The sequence below is a fragment of the Chryseobacterium ureilyticum genome (genome assembly GCF_900156735.1).
Taxonomy (GTDB): domain Bacteria; phylum Bacteroidota; class Bacteroidia; order Flavobacteriales; family Weeksellaceae; genus Chryseobacterium; species Chryseobacterium ureilyticum.
This window is the reverse complement of the sequence record NZ_FTOL01000001.1, coordinates 1,081,129-1,096,857: the sequence shown is the minus strand read 5'-3', so window position 1 is coordinate 1,096,857 and position 15,729 is coordinate 1,081,129. Positions and strand designations below refer to the sequence as shown.

The window sequence follows — 15,729 nt, the reverse complement described above, 5'->3', positions numbered from 1 at the left end:
CTTTATCAAAAGATTAATCCAACTTTAAATCTGTTTTAACTGCTCCGATTTTAGCTTCCAATGATTTTAATTTATCTTTAAAATCTGCTTCAGAATTGATAACTTCTTTTACTGAAACATAGAATTTAATTTTTGGTTCTGTTCCTGAAGGTCTTACACAAACTTTTGTTCCGTCCTGCGTATAATAAATCAATACGTTGGACTTAGGAATATCGTTCATTACTTTTTTCTCACCTGTAGAAACTGTAAGGCTTGTCTGTTCTTTAAAGTCTTTTACTTCTTCCACTAATGAACCTGCCAATTCTTTTGGAGGATTCTCACGGAAGTTTTTCATCATATTCTGAATTTCTTCTGCTCCTTCTTTTCCTTTTCTTACTACGTTTACCAATCCTTCATAGTACATTCCAAGATCCTTATAGATCTCGATCATGTACTGATACATTGTTTTCCCATTTGCTTTACACCATGCAGCGATTTCACAAGCAACAAGGATACTTCCACAAGAATCTTTATCACGAACGAAGTCTCCGGTCATGAAACCGAAACTTTCTTCACCACCACACACAAATTTTTGAGTTCCTTCAGCTTCACGGATCATTTTTCCGATCCATTTGAATCCTGTAAGACCTACTTTGCATTCTACACCGAATTTCTGTGCAATGTCATAGAAAATATCAGAAGTAACAATCGTAGAACCAATGAATTCTTTTCCTGTAATTCTTCCTTGTTTTCTCCACTCATTCAGAATGTAATAAGTAAGGATTGTATTGGTTTGGTTTCCGTTTAATAATTGAATTTCACCTTCAAGATTTCTTACGGCAATTCCTAATCTGTCACCATCCGGGTCTGTCCCGATAACGATGTCTGCATTGGTAATTTTCGCAAGATCCATTGCCATTTCCAGTGCAGCAGGCTCTTCCGGATTTGGAGATTCTACTGTAGGGAAGTTTCCGCTAGGGATCATTTGTTCTTTTACAAGGTCTACTTTTTTAAATCCTGCTTTTGCTAAAGCTTTTGGAATAGTAGTATATGTAGTTCCGTGAATAGATGTGAAAACAATATTTAAGTTTTCCTTTCCAACGTTCTGATACGTAGAGTTTTCAATACAAGCATCGATATACACATCATCTTGCTCTTCTCCGATCCATTCAATCAGATCATCATTTCCGTTGAATTTAATTTCGTCAAATTTTACAGAATATACTTCTTTGATGATTGCTTCATCATTTGGAGGTACAATTTGTGCTCCGTCATTCCAATACACTTTGTAACCATTGTATTCCGGTGGGTTGTGAGAAGCTGTTAATACGATTCCTCCGTTACATTTTTTATCACGAACTGTGAAAGAAAGTTCAGGTGTTGGTCTGTGATCTTTGAAAAGCAATACTTTGATTCCGTTTGCTGTTAAAACATCTGCTACGAGTTTTCCAAATTCTTTAGAGTTGTGACGAACATCATAAGCAATTGCTACTTTGATCTCCTCTCCTTTGAACTGCTCCAGCATATAATTAGCCAATCCCTGAGTCGCCTGTCCTAAAGTATATTTATTTAAGCGGTTCGTTCCTACTCCCATAATCCCACGCATTCCTCCTGTTCCGAATTCCAGTTCTCTGTAGAAAGAATCCTCTAAATCAGGAGAATTACTGTCGATTAACGCCTGTACAGCATTTCTCGTTTCTGCATCGAATGTATCACTTAACCAAAGTTTCGCTTTTTCTAATGTATTCATATTTGTATGTTGTTCTTTTTTATAGTTTGTAAAGTTCCTAGTTCTAAATGATACTGTTTCTAATCCAGTTTTTTGTTTTCCACCTTCGTAGTCTTCTCTACTTTAAAGGCTCTGATTGGATCATTATAATAGATGAATTTTGCAGTGTTCTGAATATTTCCTTTTAAAGAGTCTTTCACATTTACTTCTGCATAATTTCCGTTTTTGGAATCTATATTCAGATTGGTAATTTTCCAGTATGGAGCAATTAAACTTGCTGTATCTGAAATTTTGATCACTGCATCTTTCGTTAATCCTAAAAAGTTAGCACGGCTTCTGTTATGCATTTCCACTTCTGCCCTTCTTGTATTGACAGATCCCATGAAACTTGCATTATTTTTCATACTCAATCTGAAGTTATCAGTTTTGATTTCACTTGAAATATTGACTTCCACGGAATCTGAAACCACCACTTTTTCCAGATTATATTTTGAATAAATCGTTACATTATAGAAGTCTACCCCTTTTGTACCTCTTTTCTCTTTGATGGAAAGTGTTTTATCTTTTACATCTACATCAAGGTTATTGGCTACGTTTGGGTATGTTTCTATTTCCACAAAATTCTTTGGTCCTCTGGCATAAAATACACGGAATTTACCGTTCAGATCCAGATTTACAAATTCTGAAACATCCACATCTTTCTTTTCAATATTTCCTTTTGGAGAAACTTTTCCACAGGAAACTACTGCAACCAACATTAATGTGTATAGTACTTTTTTCATATTTAATTTCAAATATTCTATTGACGATCATTATGATCCTTACTACTGAAAGTTTTCAGGGCTTTCAATAATATCTTTTAACAAAAATAGGATTAAAATTTCTAAAAATCTTTGTCTTTTGGCAATAAAATACCTGATAATTTTCAATTTTTTGCTTGGTGGATAATACCTTGTTTTTCATTTTTATCTTTTTTTACCAAATTTTATCAACAAAAAAATCCCTCGAAAAGCCGTTACTTTCCAAGGGATTCTATTTTTGATTTTAAACTGATAAAATATACTTTTCTATTTATATCACTTCATCAATATTATAATTCTTATGCTCACGGTTTGTTCTGATAATCATTTCTCCCAGGAATCCTGCTACAAATAATAATGTTCCCATGATCATCATCGTTAAAGCAATATAAAACCAAGGATTATTAGTGATCAGATGACCATAGATTCCTCTAGCTACATCAATCAGTTTTGATATTCCCAGCCAAAGCGCTGAAAGGAAACCGAAGATAAACATTAATGTCCCTACCGCTCCGAAGAAATGCATAGGTCTTCCTCCAAAACGACTTACAAACCAAAGTGTTACCAAATCCAGAAATCCTCTTACAAATCTTTCTGTTCCGAATTTTGACGTACCGTAAGGTCTTGCCTGATGCTGTACTTCTTTCTCGGTAATTCTTCTGAACCCTGCATTGGCAGCCAATACCGGAATATATCTGTGCATGTCTCCATATACATCTACAGATTTTACTACCTGCTTTTTGTATGCTTTGAGACCACAATTGAAATCGTGAAGATAAACCCCTGAAACTTTTCTTGCTGCTGCATTGAATAGTTTTGACGGAATATTTTTCGTCATTACATTATCAAAACGCTTCTTTTTCCATCCGGAAACGATATCATAATTGTCATGAATTACCATATTGTACAGTTCTGGAATTTCTTCCGGAAAATCCTGCAAGTCGGCATCCATGGTGATAACAACATCTCCGTTTGTTCTTGCAAAAGCAGCGTGAAGTGCCTGAGATTTCCCATAATTTCGGGAAAATTTAATAGCGTGGATCTGAGGATACTGTACTTTTAAGTTCTCAATAATACTCCACGACAAATCCGTACTTCCATCATCTACAAACCAGATTTCATAAGATAAATTACTGGTTTTACAGACTTTATCAATTCTTGAAAAAAGCTCTTCCAGAGAGTCTTCTTCATTCAGTAACGGAATAACTATAGATAAATTCATTTAATTTTAATAAAAATTAGGCTTCGTTTGTTTCTTCGGGCTGATAGATACTTCTTGTTCTGAAGAACGCTCCGAAAAACACCGACAAAACTACGTAAAATATAAGAATTGCTGCAAAATATCCTGAAAAATAACTTGCGGTAAGCATATCTTTTCCTTTTACAGCCTCTGGGCTAAAGCTTTGTACCCTTTCATTATACTTCTGATCAAGCTCATCAATATCTTTTTGATGCTTTAAAATTTTTCTTGCCGAAGTATATTCTGTATCCAATTCCGACTTCTGTCTCTGAACATATTGATAGTTCAAAAGCTTTTTGGCATCTGTATCTACAAAGTTTAAAAATGCATAAATACTGAAGATCGAAAGAATTCCTCCGATGAACATCGGAACGAATGCTCTTTTGAATGCTTCTTTAAAAGTTACCACTCTATGGTTGTTCCAATAAGTTTTTACAGACCAAAACGCGGCACCCGCATATAAAATCGGAAGCACAAAAGCATTGGCTTTCAGTGATATATCAAAATAATTGATTCCTGAAAAAAAAGTGTACACTACAAAGAAAACGATCATTGTAGCGATAAAAAGTATAATTCCTAGTGTTGATGGACTTTTCGTCATGTTAAATTTTTTAGAAAAAAGTTGAAAAATTATTCCCCTAAATGTCAGCTGTTTAGCTCTACGACTGCATTTTTTCGACAAATTTTCTTTAATAAAGTTTTGAAGTTTACAAATATTTCCTACCTTTGCAACGGCAAGTCCTAAACAACCAGCTCCTGAGAATCCTCCAGGGTGGGAACGCAGCAAAGGTAATTGGTCGTAGCGGTGTGATTTAGGTAGCTTGCCATTTTTTTTTGGTTTAAAGTGAGAAGAGAGGTAATTTGATAATTATCTTTTTTTGTTTTTAATACCTTACGCATCATTTTCATTTTTCTAATTTTCAGTTTCCCTCTTTCTTATTATTGATTAAAATTCGAACGTCTCTCCCAATTTTGGTAAAACAAGTTCTACATTTTTATCTGCGAAATGCTTTAACGCACTTTCATGATTGATTTCAATGGCAGGGAAAGTATCAAAGTGACATCCGATTACTTTTGGTGTTTTTAATAATTCTGCTGCTGCGAAAGATGCTTTTCTTGGGCACATTGTGTAGTGGCTTCCGATTGGAAGGATAGAAAGGTCAATATTCCCATATAACCTTGGGAATAGCTCCATATCCGCCATTACTCCTGTATCTCCAGCTAAATACACGTTTTTACCTTCAGGAAGTCTGAAAATATACCCTACAGGAACACCTCCGTAACTTCCATCCGGGAAAGAACTTGTATGGTGAGCCGGAACCATGGAAATTTTAAGATCATCGATTTTTGCCGATCCTCCTAAGTTCACATCGTCTGTATTTTTTGCCTGCTTAAAGTACCCGCACACTTCAGGCACTCCGATTACTGTAGCTTCCGGATAATGTTGTAATACTTCCGCTACATCAGCAATATGATCTCCGTGTGCGTGAGTCAACAGGATGTAATCGATTTTCTGAGCGGCAATATCAAAGCCTGATTCCGCTTTTTTGTAGTTGTAGAAAGGGTCACTTAAAATTGTTTTGTCCTTGTACGTGAACAGAAAACAATTTTGCCCTAAAAATTGTATTTTCATTGTAAATTTAATTTCAATTATTATTAAACACAAATGACTCAAATAATTTCACAAATAACACAATGAGGTGATATCATGAAATTATTTGTGCCATCTGTGTTTTTTTAAAACGCAAAGCGTTGTTTATTTACTTTACTATTTCGACGGGAATTTATCTTCAATGAGTCTCAGATTGATCCCATGTTCCAGATAAGCTTTACAACCGTCTAAAACTGTCGTAAAACCACCTGTATTGTCATTAACCTGTCTTAGCATCTCTTCACCTGTTTGAGTGAAGCCATAACTCTTAATGACAACGAGAGTTCCTTTTTCCATGGTTTTAAACTCATAGTCTACGTTTACTGAAGGCTCTCCCCATACTGTTTTAATCAGCTGGTTCGGAATAATCTGATGAACATTTACCACGTTTTTCACGCCGTACATTTCCCATTCCCAGGTTACTGTTTTCCCTTCTTCTAATTTTCCGGTAGATTTTGTAAACCAGAAATTAGTGGTTACTTCAGGATTGATGAATGCTTCAAAAACAACTTCAATCGGTTTTCTGATAAGCATTTGCGCTTCAACATAGACATTGGAACTCATGATATACTATTTTAGATTTAGTTAAATAAATTAAGTCCAGCTGCTGTAAGAATTGCCATTATAAATGTCATAATTCCTACCTGCTTTAGATACTGATCTAATTCTTTCGGCTCTTTTACCGACATGATACTTCTTCTCAGTTTTGTCAAAGGAAACATTAAGATCATCACAATAAAAGCATAATAGTTTTGTTGCTCAAAGAATCCATTAATCCCCAGGAAAGCCAAGATCAATATCAATGGAAGATTTAACAGGATCATTTCATAAATCATTGCATTTTTGAATCCGATTCTCAATGCAAAACTGTTTTTTCCTGATAGTTTATCACTTTCAATATCTCTCATATTGTTCAGGTTCAAAACTGCCATACTCATCATCCCTACTGCAGTTCCTGGCAACAGCATATCCCAGCTGAATGTTTTTGTAAACAGGAAATAACTTCCGCATACAGAAACCAGTCCGAAGAAAATAAAGACAAAAATATCTCCCAATCCCATATATCCGTAAGGCTTCTTCCCTACTGTATATCCGATTGCTGCTAAAATACTTGCTAATCCCAGTCCAATGAAAATATAAAACTCATTCATATATTCAGGAATGAAAGCCACATACAATAATGCAATGGTAGCAATAAAAGATAATGCCGAAAACAGGATCACAGCATTTTTCATTTGTTTTGCTGTAATTTTACCTGATGCTACCGCTCTTGCTTCAGCTTCATTGATTCTCTTTGCATCAGTTCCTTTTACTCCATCTCCATAATCGTTGGCATAATTTGATAAAATCTGATATAAAAGCGTTACCAAAAGTGCAAGAGCAAAAATTTTCCAATCCCAGATTCCTCCTTCTCTGTAAAGTCTCCATTTTGCAATGAAAGCTCCCATAATAATCCCACTTAAAGAAAGCGGTAAAGTTCTGAGCCTCGCGGCTTTTATCCAATCTGTCATAAATTTATAAGTAATGAGCAATGGGTAATAAGTAATGAAAAAGATTTCTCATTATTTATTACTCATCGCAAATGTTATGATATCCATTTATCGTCTCCGAAGTTTGGTTTTCTCTTTTCCAGGAATGCATTTCTTCCTTCCTGAGCTTCTTCTGTCATATAAGCAAGACGCGTTGCTTCTCCTGCAAATACCTGCTGACCAACCATTCCATCGTCTGTAAGGTTCATCGCAAATTTCAACATTCTGATAGACATTGGAGATTTTCCTAGGATTTCCTGTGCCCACTCATACGCAGTATCTTCTAATTCTGCATGAGGAACTACTTTATTTACCATTCCCATTTCGAAAGCTTCTTGAGCGGAATAGTTTCTTCCTAAAAAGAATATTTCACGTGCTTTTTTCTGCCCAACCATTTTAGCCAGGTAAGCAGATCCATAACCACCATCAAAGCTGGTAACATCAGCATCTGTCTGCTTGAAAATTGCATGCTCTTCACTTGCTAAAGTAAGGTCACATACTACATGAAGAGAGTGTCCGCCTCCTACAGCCCATCCAGGAACTACCGCGATTACCACTTTTGGCATAAAACGAATTAAACGTTGTACTTCCAGAATGTTTAAACGGTGTCTTCCATCTTCTCCTACATACCCTTGGTGACCTCTTGCTTTTTGATCTCCTCCACTACAGAAAGCCCAACCTCCATCTTTAGGACTTGGCCCTTCTCCTGAAAGTAAAACAACACCTATTGAAGGGTCTTCGGAAGCGTCATAGAAAGCATCGTATAATTCTGAAGTTGTTTTAGGTCTGAAAGCATTACGTACTTCCGGTCTGTTGAAAGCGATTCTTGCTACACCATTACATTTTTTATAGGTAATATCTTCGTATTCCTTGGCGGTTTTCCACTCAATCATTTTGTTAAAATTTTTCTCAAAGATACGGAATTACAGAGAATTTCTAAGGGTGAAATTTAGGGATCATTTCTATAAATAAGAGATATTTTTCATGATGAGTTTTGAAAGGAGATCTTTAAGAATATGTTGTGAAGAATAATATTTTTTTATTAAAAACACAAAAGCCGAAACATTGCTGTTCCGGCTTCTATATTGAGTTATCAAATGATTATTTTGCTGGTGCTGCTGCGCTTAACTCAGCTTCTTTAGCTTTCATTTCTTTAACTTTATCCATGTTTTTAGTTACAACATAAATTTCCTTTAATGTAGTAACTGCATCGATATTCTTCGGTGCCACTTTATACCAACTTTCTGCAAATGGTAAAGCTTTGTTGAATCTTTCTCTTCTTGCATCAATTAGTTTAGAAGCGTCATCCGGCTTATCTTTTCTCAAAGCGTTGATTTCTGATACGATTTTAGCATCGTCACCGATAGTTGTATACACTAAGTTCTGATAAGCATCTGCAAAATCAGGCTTAAGTTCTACTGCTTTCTTGAACGATTCTAAAGCATCTGCAACAGTAGCAGGAGTTTTAGACTGCATTACCCCAAGGTTGTACCAGTTTGTAGCATCGTTAGGATTTTTTGCTAACTGCTCTTTTAAACCATTAATAAATTTATCTGTGTTTCCTGATTGAAGGAAAGCATTTGTCTGAGCTTCTTTAAGCTTAGCATTGTTCGGGAATTTAGCTAATCCTTTTTCAATGATTACAAGAGCTTCATTTCCTTTTTTCGCGTTAAGAAGTAATGATGTTAATGTTTCATATAAATCCGGTTCTACACTTTTAGTCTGCTCAGTTTTGAAGTCTGAATAATCAGGGTTTTTCTTCATTAATTCCCAAGTAGCTTTATCTAAATTCACAACCTGTCCGCTTTTTTTCTCTTTTGCAGTATAGGTAGTTTCTACTCCTGTGAATCCTGAATTAACAAGGTCTGTATATATTTTAATAGATTCATCACTGTTATTAGCTAACGCGTGGCTCAATCCTGCATAATACATGTATATTTTATTGTCCTGTCCAGCAGTTTTCAATAAGTCATAAACTTCTACAAACTTAGGAGCTGCAACGGCATAATTTTTTGCATTATATGCATCCATAGCAGCTTTGTTAGCAGCTTGAAGTTGAGCATTCAAAGCATTTGCATCTTTCTGTCCAAAAACAAAAGCAGATGCTACGATAGCTATACCTAAAATTAGTTTCTTCATAATAACTATTTTATATTAATTGTACAATTTATTCTTCAGAATCAGAATTCTCATTTTCAGCCTGTGATGCTGTATTATCGTCTTCAAGGTTATCAAACAGTGATCCTACTCCTTCCTGAGTTCCTTCTTCAATTTCTCCCTCCATTTCTTCAGAATCTTCTTCCACATCTTTATCCATTTCTACTTTTGCAATGGCTGCAATTTCGTCATTTTTCTTAAGATTGATAAGCTTCACCCCTTGAGTATTTCTTCCCATTACTCTCATTTCATCCATTCCCATTCTGATGGCAACACCAGATTTATTGATAATCATCAATCCATCTTCGTCTGTTACGTTTTGAATGGCAATCAGATTTCCTGTTTTTTCGGTAATGTTTAGGGTGATAACTCCTTTTCCTCCTCTGTTCGTAATTCTGTAGTCTTCTACTGCAGTTCTCTTACCGTATCCTTTTTCAGATACTACAAGTACTGTTTCGTTCTCTACATCATTCACAACAATCATACCAATAGCCTCATCATTGTCTTCCATCGCAATACCACGTACTCCGATAGAGCCTCTACCTACTTCTCTTACTTTTTCTTCAGGGAAACGGATACATTTACCATTTTTAGTAGCGATCATGATCTGAGAAGTACCATTAGTAAGGTAAGCACCCAATAACTGGTCATTATCTCTAATCTCAATAGCATTTACCCCATTTACTCTTGGTCTTGAATATGCTTCCAATGATGTTTTCTTGATAGTTCCGTTTTTGGTTACCATCACTACGCTCATTTGGTTTACGTACTCAGAATCCTTAAGGTTGTTCGTTCTGATATATGCTTTGATCTTATCGTCCGGTTCAATGTTGATAAGGTTTTGTACTGCTCTTCCTTTTGCAGTTTTTGAACCTTCAGGAATTTCAAATACTCTTAGCCAGTAACATCTTCCTTTTTCTGTAAAGAACAACATATATTGGTGGTTTGTTGCTGATACAATATATTCAAGGAAGTCTGAATCTCTTGTAGTTGCAGCTTTATTACCTACACCACCTCTGCTTTGAATTTTGTATTCTGAAAGTGAAGTTCTCTTAACATATCCTGCGTGAGAGATTGTAAGAACTACAGATTCATTTGGAATAATATCTTCAATAGACATTTCTCCTCCTGAGTAATCAATTTCAGTTCTTCTTTCGTCACCATATTTTTCTTTGACTTCGATCAATTCGTCTTTGATGATCTGGAATCTTCTTGGCTCGTTCGCAAGAATATCTTCCAAATTAGCAATTTCTTTCATGATTGTATCGTACTCATCACGGATCTTATCAAGCTCCATTCCTGTCAAACGAGCTAATCTAAGATCTAGAATCGCCTGAGCCTGAATTTCAGAAAGTTCGAATGCTTCGATCAAGCCTTCTTTCGCTGCCTGAGGATTCGCACTGTGACGGATAATTGAAATAGCTTTATCTAATGAATCCTGGCTTCCGATTACTTTCATGAAACCTTCAAGGATGTGCGCTCTTTCTTTTGCTTTTTTAAGCTCAAACTGAGTTCTTCTTACGATTACCTCATGTCTGTGCTCTACAAAGTGATGAATGATATCTTTTAAATTCAGTTGTTCAGGTCTTCCGTGTACCAACGCAATATTATTAACGCTGAAAGAAGTCTGAAGTGCGGTATATTTATATAAAAGGTTCAGTACAACATTTGGAATAGCATCGTTTTTCAATTCGTAAACAACACGAAGTCCTTTTCTGTCTGATTCATCTCTGATCTCGTGGATACCAGGAATTTTCTCGTCTTTAACAAGTTCTGCTGTTCTGGCAATCATTTCAGCTTTGTTAACCTGATAAGGAACTTCTGTTACAATAATTGCATTTCTGTTTCCGATTTCTTCGAAGTTAACTTTTGCTCTCAATACAACTCTTCCTCTTCCCGTATGGAAAGCGTCTCTCACTCCGTCATATCCGTAGATAATACCTCCTGTAGGGAAATCCGGAGCAATGATATGCTGCATTAATTCGTCGATGGTAACATCTTTATTATCAATATAAGCACAAATTGCATCTACTGATTCTGATAGGTTATGTGGCGCCATATTCGTTGCCATACCTACCGCAATACCTGAAGCACCGTTTACCAAAAGGTTAGGGATTTTCGTAGGCATTACTGTTGGCTCCTGCAAACTGTCGTCGAAGTTATTCTGGAAGTCAACCGTTTCTTTGTCAAGGTCAGAAAGAACCTCATCAGAGATCTTTTTCAGTCTTGCTTCAGTATAACGCATTGCTGCAGGCGGGTCACCATCCATAGAACCGAAGTTACCCTGTCCGTCTACCTGAGGGTAACGTAAGCTCCAGTCCTGAGCCATTCTCACCATCGCATCGTATACAGAAGAGTCTCCGTGCGGGTGATATTTACCCAAAACGTCCCCAACAATTCTCGCAGATTTTAAATATTTTCTATTCGAAAAAACCCCTAGTCCATACATACCGTAAAGTACTCTTCTATGAACGGGTTTCAAGCCGTCTCTTACGTCTGGTAGCGCTCTTGAAACGATAACCGACATCGAATAATCGATATAAGACGACTTCATTTCATCAACAATGTTGATAGGAATCAGTCTTTCTCCTTCTTTTTGCATAAACAAATTTTATTATAATGATAGTCAGACCCTTAGCTGGAAGTCTGAAAATTATTTATTTTGAATTTTTATTAACGGGCTAATTTACGAAAAAAATGCCGATTTTTGCCCTAGAATTTATCCACAAAATCTTAAAAATTCTTAAAATATGAGCGTATTAAGTATAACTTTCCATTGTACAAAAAATAATCTGGAAGAATGGGAAAATTATATTGACGAAACATTGGTTTTAATGACCGAAAATCTGATGGATGTGAATCAGTATATTCTTTCGGAAGTTCACAGTGATTATATTGATGAAGGAAAGAATTACAACCTTCTGTTAATCTTTGATAATGATGATTTAAGAAATGACTTCCTTGAAAGTGAGCTGAAAAATATTGCTGAGCATATTGAAAATAAATTCGGACAGGAGGTATTAATCTTTGATACCCTATTAAATCCGAAAAAATCAAGGTTATAATACCAAAAAGAAAAGCACTGAAATTTCTTCAGTGCTTTTTTTATTATCTGTGGTGTCTATGACCACGTCCTTTGCCTTTGTGGTGATGACCACGATCTTCGTAAATATAAACCGTCTTGGTATGACCAGGCGCATAATATCTAGCACTACCACCATAAACTCTTTTCTCATGACCGGGAGGCATTCTTCTTCCATGAGGCTCATGTACTACACATGATGCTAGCATGAACACTACCGCACCTGCTCCCATAATCTTAAACATACTTTTCATTATTTTCACTTTTTCAAACTTAGAAGCGAAATATATCAAGGTTAATACCAAAATAGCTTCAATGAAAAAATTAACTATTGAATTTCTGTTTTTTATATTTTTTTAATACCCGTTTCTTTTCTTCACCTGTCCCGGGGCATAATCTTTTGCGCTTCCGCCATATATTTTTTTAGCCTGTCCCGGCGGTACTTTTTTCACCCTATTGCCATTGTCATGAACAACACAGGATGTTAGCATTAATCCTACTATAAGAGCACCTGTAATTTTAAACATATTTTTCATTATTTCACTTTTCAAAGTTAATCATGAATATACAAGGTTGGTGCCAATGGTAGAATTCAAGATTTAACCATCAACTTAAGAGTTAATAATTTATTGCAATGATTTTTTCTTATTAGATTATTTCGCTTCTTTTTTCCATCATGACCAGATCTTTCCATGCTCCGTTGAGTTTCCCTATTTTCTTACGAACACCTACCACTCTAAAGCCGTTTTTCTGATGAGATTTTATTGCCATTTCATTTTCGGAGAAGATATTGGTCTGTAATGTCCAGAATCCGTGATCTTCACTATCCAAAATCAGCTTTTTAAGCAATACAGAACCCAAACCCTTACCTTGATATTCATTATCAAAATAAATGCTTACTTCTGCAACTCCCTTAAAGCATTCTCTTTTGCTTACAGGTTTTAAAGCACACCATCCCACCACTTCGTTATTTTCGTTTTCCAATACCCAACGACAATCGTTGAAATACTGCATATTCCAGGCTTCAACGGTTGGTACTTCTGTTTCTAAAGTAGCGATTCCGCCATCTACTCCCTGCTTAAAGATTTCCAAGACTCTTGCTTCGTCATTGGGAAGCATTTCTCTTAATTCGTAATTCATTATGATTAGTGATATTTTCTTTTATACTTTCTTTTAATTCTTGAATAGTGGGTTTGCTTGCTTTTTTCATCTTCTGAAACTACGCTGATATTTCCATCAACTTCCAGAACAGATAGCTTAACATTTTTAATATTCTCTATCCCATGCTCTCTTATCTCTTCTTCCAATTCGCCCTGTGTAATCTTCACTCTATTAAGTGCTGCCTGATCTGCAATACCGTCTTTGATCAGAACTACAGGGTCATCTTCCATCAATGTTTCAAAAGAACGACTGGAAAACATGAATCTTTTAAGAATAAAATTAGCAACAAACAAAACTAATGCCGCAACAATACCTCCTTCAAGTGAAGTATTGGAGCCTACCATAGCATTCTGAACTGCATTGGAAATTAATAACAGTAAAACCACGTCTCCGGCATTCAGTTGGGAAAGTTGATTTTTACCAAACAAACGAATCGCAATTACCATAAAAAGATAAACGCAAAGGGAACGAAAAACAACGTTAAGTATAGGATCCATCATTTTTTTATCTAATCAAATGTATTGATTTTTATGATTGCTTCAGCTTATATCTTTTAATCTTCAATAAATTCTCCATTTTCAACAACCTCATGTTTTGTTGGTATAGGATTTGAACATTTTCCTAAAATATTTTTCATGAAGAAGCAATTATTTCTATACATAAGCATTCTAATCATTTTTATTTCATGCAAAAAAAATACTACCCCATCAGCTACCTCCGATAATACAGCCATCGGAATGCAGGTAGATGAACTTTATAAAAAGTATGGTAAGTCTAATGAAGCCATCTATAACGAGCCTATTTCTAATAATTTATTCTCTAAGGACTTAAAAAGTATTTTAGAAGATGCAATAAATGCCTCAAAAACGGATATTGAAAAAGTAAAGAATAGTGATCATCCTGATGAAAAGCCTTTGATATTTGAAGGCGCTATTTTCTCAAGCTTATATGAAGGATATACCGATTATAAAATCGAGGCTATTACTGTCAAAGGAAAGACTGCAGAGGCTCTTGTTCAATTTGAATATGATATGGCAAGTCCAAAGATAATATGGAAGGATAAAATAGAACTGATTAATATGGATAAAAAATGGAAAGTTGACAATATCGTTTTTGATTCTATCAAAAGTTCCAGAGATCTTAAAACTGAAATGAAAGGTTTTATACAGAATACCCATCAATAGAAAGACCGCTTATAAAAGCGGTCTTAATTTTTTTATGGACATTGAACGATTGGAATTTCGCTGCAAAATACTTTATCCGCCCATTCGCAATACGTACAATACTGTTTTGGCTGCCCTCCGTACACTGACTTCAAATCTACTTTAGTCAGTTTCTTTAAATTTTTCATATAGTTTTAATTTTATGGTTTGACAAAACTAATATGATTATTTTATTAAATTATTACAGTTTTACCTATATTTTTTATAGAATTTTAATTTATAATACAAAATAAAAACACATTTAAAATACATAACTTAAACAGTTAAAGCAAGATAAGTTATTCATAACATTTCTTGATTATTATTTTGTCCGAAAACCTCATCATCAAAGGTTTTACAGATTAAAGACAAGGTAACCCAAGAAGGTCCATTTCAGAGCTCCACAGCATCTTTGCTTTTCCTTTGGAATCTAATTCAAAGATTGCTCTTTCAGGAAATTGGCAATTGGATCCTGATTTTTTATTATACCATTTAAAATCATCGTAATAGGTGAAGTAAAGATTTTTATAGTTTCCGTAAACCAAGGGATTGTAGTTTCCGAATCCATAATTGTTTTCTGTACTTTCTTTAGCAGCAGATTTTTTTATAGTTTTATTGATTTCTTTATAATCATTCTCATATTTCAAGGGAATTTCTTTTTCTGAAGCAATTAGCGGATGCCCGATTTGGCTTTTATCAACATTGAGAATATAGGCTATATAATCGTTTCCACATTCTGTAGATTGAAACACCACTCTTTTGATTTTACATTCTTGGAAGGATTGAGTTCCATAAACAAAATAGCTGTCCTTCATTTCTTTTTTAAAGATATCCTCAAACCTTTTATTATAAATTAATCGATCTACAGACAAAGTATCATAGTATTTATAATCCTTCATATCTTTACCATATATCCACGGAAGAGAGTCTTTGGCAAGGAAGTTTTCATATTTTTTGGATAACGGCAGATCATCATATCCAAACTGAACCGGCATACAGATAGCAATATCTTTATCCGTCAATTGATACACTCCAAATACTGTATTTTTATCTAATTGATATTCTATTTCATTAACTTTAATACTATCTGTTTTCTGAGTTTTTGCTTCAACAGATGTTGTAGATGCTGGTTTTTCTTTTTTACATGATAAAAGAAGCGGAAACAACGCCAGAATTGTATATTTTCTCATGATTAACAT

18 protein-coding genes and 1 other RNA gene are annotated in these 15,729 nt (G+C 35.0%); 3 read left to right on the top strand and 16 right to left on the bottom strand.

The features are described from left to right. Window positions 1-13: 13 nt before the first annotated feature. From BW983_RS04730 to BW983_RS04715, 4 genes are all read right to left on the bottom strand, one after another. Window positions 14-1,729, bottom strand: a complete 1,716-nt coding sequence (locus BW983_RS04730) for a phospho-sugar mutase (protein ID WP_065394283.1) — start codon at window positions 1,727-1,729, stop codon at window positions 14-16. A gap of 59 nt (window positions 1,730-1,788) precedes the next feature. Beyond that, window positions 1,789-2,490 (bottom strand): GIN domain-containing protein, encoded by a 702-nt coding sequence (locus BW983_RS04725; RefSeq protein ID WP_076550286.1) that lies wholly within the window; start codon window positions 2,488-2,490, stop codon window positions 1,789-1,791. 289 nt (window positions 2,491-2,779) lie between these two features. Continuing rightward, window positions 2,780-3,730, bottom strand: a complete 951-nt coding sequence (locus tag BW983_RS04720) for a glycosyltransferase family 2 protein (RefSeq protein ID WP_076550284.1) — start codon at window positions 3,728-3,730, stop codon at window positions 2,780-2,782. Window positions 3,731-3,746: 16 nt separating this feature from the next. Further along, complete coding sequence (locus BW983_RS04715; protein ID WP_076550851.1) at window positions 3,747-4,349, bottom strand: DUF4199 domain-containing protein; 603 nt, start codon at window positions 4,347-4,349, stop codon at window positions 3,747-3,749. Between the two features lie 131 nt (window positions 4,350-4,480). Here BW983_RS04715 and ffs point away from each other — a divergent pair. Continuing rightward, window positions 4,481-4,578: signal recognition particle sRNA small type (gene ffs, locus BW983_RS04710), an RNA gene on the top strand. Window positions 4,579-4,694: 116 nt separating this feature from the next. Here ffs and BW983_RS04705 read toward each other — a convergent pair. From BW983_RS04705 to gyrA, 6 genes are all read right to left on the bottom strand, one after another. Continuing rightward, a complete protein-coding gene (locus BW983_RS04705) occupies window positions 4,695-5,381 on the bottom strand; it encodes a metal-dependent hydrolase (RefSeq protein WP_076550282.1) in 687 nt (228 codons plus the stop codon). A gap of 135 nt (window positions 5,382-5,516) precedes the next feature. Then, window positions 5,517-5,963: an SRPBCC family protein gene (locus BW983_RS04700; RefSeq protein ID WP_076550280.1), complete on the bottom strand. Its 447-nt coding sequence runs from the start codon at window positions 5,961-5,963 to the stop codon at window positions 5,517-5,519. A gap of 17 nt (window positions 5,964-5,980) precedes the next feature. Next, window positions 5,981-6,910 carry a 1,4-dihydroxy-2-naphthoate octaprenyltransferase gene (menA, locus tag BW983_RS04695; RefSeq protein WP_076550278.1) on the bottom strand — a complete coding sequence of 310 codons (930 nt, stop codon included), beginning with the start codon at window positions 6,908-6,910 and terminating at the stop codon, window positions 5,981-5,983. Between the two features lie 74 nt (window positions 6,911-6,984). Beyond that, window positions 6,985-7,821 (bottom strand): 1,4-dihydroxy-2-naphthoyl-CoA synthase, encoded by an 837-nt coding sequence (locus BW983_RS04690; RefSeq protein ID WP_045497172.1) that lies wholly within the window; start codon window positions 7,819-7,821, stop codon window positions 6,985-6,987. A gap of 208 nt (window positions 7,822-8,029) precedes the next feature. After that, window positions 8,030-9,067 (bottom strand): tetratricopeptide repeat protein, encoded by a 1,038-nt coding sequence (locus tag BW983_RS04685; RefSeq protein ID WP_076550277.1) that lies wholly within the window; start codon window positions 9,065-9,067, stop codon window positions 8,030-8,032. Window positions 9,068-9,095: 28 nt separating this feature from the next. After that, window positions 9,096-11,687 (bottom strand): DNA gyrase subunit A, encoded by a 2,592-nt coding sequence (gene gyrA / locus BW983_RS04680; RefSeq protein WP_076550275.1) that lies wholly within the window; start codon window positions 11,685-11,687, stop codon window positions 9,096-9,098. A gap of 148 nt (window positions 11,688-11,835) precedes the next feature. Between gyrA and BW983_RS04675 the strand changes: the two genes are divergently transcribed. After that, complete coding sequence (locus BW983_RS04675) at window positions 11,836-12,150, top strand: DUF4286 family protein (RefSeq protein ID WP_065394274.1); 315 nt, start codon at window positions 11,836-11,838, stop codon at window positions 12,148-12,150. A 43-nt stretch (window positions 12,151-12,193) separates the two neighbouring features. Here BW983_RS04675 and BW983_RS04670 read toward each other — a convergent pair whose 3' ends face one another. From BW983_RS04670 to BW983_RS04655, 4 genes are all read right to left on the bottom strand, one after another. Continuing rightward, window positions 12,194-12,376 (bottom strand): hypothetical protein, encoded by a 183-nt coding sequence (locus tag BW983_RS04670; protein ID WP_228408953.1) that lies wholly within the window; start codon window positions 12,374-12,376, stop codon window positions 12,194-12,196. Between the two features lie 147 nt (window positions 12,377-12,523). After that, complete coding sequence (locus tag BW983_RS04665) at window positions 12,524-12,703, bottom strand: quinol oxidase subunit 4 (protein WP_076550273.1); 180 nt, start codon at window positions 12,701-12,703, stop codon at window positions 12,524-12,526. Between the two features lie 112 nt (window positions 12,704-12,815). Then, window positions 12,816-13,307 carry a GNAT family N-acetyltransferase gene (locus tag BW983_RS04660; RefSeq protein ID WP_076550271.1) on the bottom strand — a complete coding sequence of 164 codons (492 nt, stop codon included), beginning with the start codon at window positions 13,305-13,307 and terminating at the stop codon, window positions 12,816-12,818. A 5-nt stretch (window positions 13,308-13,312) separates the two neighbouring features. Then, a complete protein-coding gene (locus BW983_RS04655) occupies window positions 13,313-13,825 on the bottom strand; it encodes a DUF421 domain-containing protein (RefSeq protein ID WP_076550848.1) in 513 nt (170 codons plus the stop codon). A gap of 138 nt (window positions 13,826-13,963) precedes the next feature. Here BW983_RS04655 and BW983_RS04650 point away from each other — a divergent pair, with 138 nt between their 5' ends. Then, on the top strand, window positions 13,964-14,512 hold the full coding sequence (locus BW983_RS04650; protein WP_076550269.1) for a hypothetical protein: 549 nt from the start codon (window positions 13,964-13,966) through the stop codon (window positions 14,510-14,512). Between the two features lie 32 nt (window positions 14,513-14,544). Here BW983_RS04650 and BW983_RS24595 read toward each other — a convergent pair whose 3' ends face one another. Both BW983_RS24595 and BW983_RS04640 read right to left on the bottom strand, forming a co-directional pair. Beyond that, complete coding sequence (locus BW983_RS24595) at window positions 14,545-14,679, bottom strand: bacteriocin-like protein (protein ID WP_076550267.1); 135 nt, start codon at window positions 14,677-14,679, stop codon at window positions 14,545-14,547. Between the two features lie 213 nt (window positions 14,680-14,892). Then, entirely contained in the window at window positions 14,893-15,720 is an 828-nt protein-coding gene (locus BW983_RS04640) for a hypothetical protein (RefSeq protein WP_076550266.1), read from the bottom strand. Between the last annotated feature and the right edge of the window lie 9 nt (window positions 15,721-15,729).

Coding starts and splice junctions, on each gene's coding strand:
- BW983_RS04660 (WP_076550271.1), bottom strand. CDS start 13,307: ATGAATTACGAATTAAGAGAAATGCTTCCCAATGACGAAGCAAGAGTC.
- BW983_RS04725 (WP_076550286.1), bottom strand. CDS start 2,490: ATGAAAAAAGTACTATACACATTAATGTTGGTTGCAGTAGTTTCCTGT.
- BW983_RS04670 (WP_228408953.1), bottom strand. CDS start 12,376: ATGCTAGCATCATGTGTAGTACATGAGCCTCATGGAAGAAGAATGCCT.
- BW983_RS04705 (WP_076550282.1), bottom strand. CDS start 5,381: ATGAAAATACAATTTTTAGGGCAAAATTGTTTTCTGTTCACGTACAAG.
- menA (WP_076550278.1), bottom strand. CDS start 6,910: ATGACAGATTGGATAAAAGCCGCGAGGCTCAGAACTTTACCGCTTTCT.
- BW983_RS04700 (WP_076550280.1), bottom strand. CDS start 5,963: ATGAGTTCCAATGTCTATGTTGAAGCGCAAATGCTTATCAGAAAACCG.
- BW983_RS04655 (WP_076550848.1), bottom strand. CDS start 13,825: ATGGATCCTATACTTAACGTTGTTTTTCGTTCCCTTTGCGTTTATCTT.
- BW983_RS04715 (WP_076550851.1), bottom strand. CDS start 4,349: ATGACGAAAAGTCCATCAACACTAGGAATTATACTTTTTATCGCTACA.
- BW983_RS04640 (WP_076550266.1), bottom strand. CDS start 15,720: ATGAGAAAATATACAATTCTGGCGTTGTTTCCGCTTCTTTTATCATGT.
- BW983_RS04720 (WP_076550284.1), bottom strand. CDS start 3,730: ATGAATTTATCTATAGTTATTCCGTTACTGAATGAAGAAGACTCTCTG.
- BW983_RS04690 (WP_045497172.1), bottom strand. CDS start 7,821: ATGATTGAGTGGAAAACCGCCAAGGAATACGAAGATATTACCTATAAA.
- BW983_RS24595 (WP_076550267.1), bottom strand. CDS start 14,679: ATGAAAAATTTAAAGAAACTGACTAAAGTAGATTTGAAGTCAGTGTAC.
- BW983_RS04665 (WP_076550273.1), bottom strand. CDS start 12,703: ATGAAAAATATGTTTAAAATTACAGGTGCTCTTATAGTAGGATTAATG.
- BW983_RS04675 (WP_065394274.1), top strand. CDS start 11,836: ATGAGCGTATTAAGTATAACTTTCCATTGTACAAAAAATAATCTGGAA.
- BW983_RS04730 (WP_065394283.1), bottom strand. CDS start 1,729: ATGAATACATTAGAAAAAGCGAAACTTTGGTTAAGTGATACATTCGAT.
- BW983_RS04650 (WP_076550269.1), top strand. CDS start 13,964: ATGAAGAAGCAATTATTTCTATACATAAGCATTCTAATCATTTTTATT.
- gyrA (WP_076550275.1), bottom strand. CDS start 11,687: ATGCAAAAAGAAGGAGAAAGACTGATTCCTATCAACATTGTTGATGAA.
- BW983_RS04685 (WP_076550277.1), bottom strand. CDS start 9,067: ATGAAGAAACTAATTTTAGGTATAGCTATCGTAGCATCTGCTTTTGTT.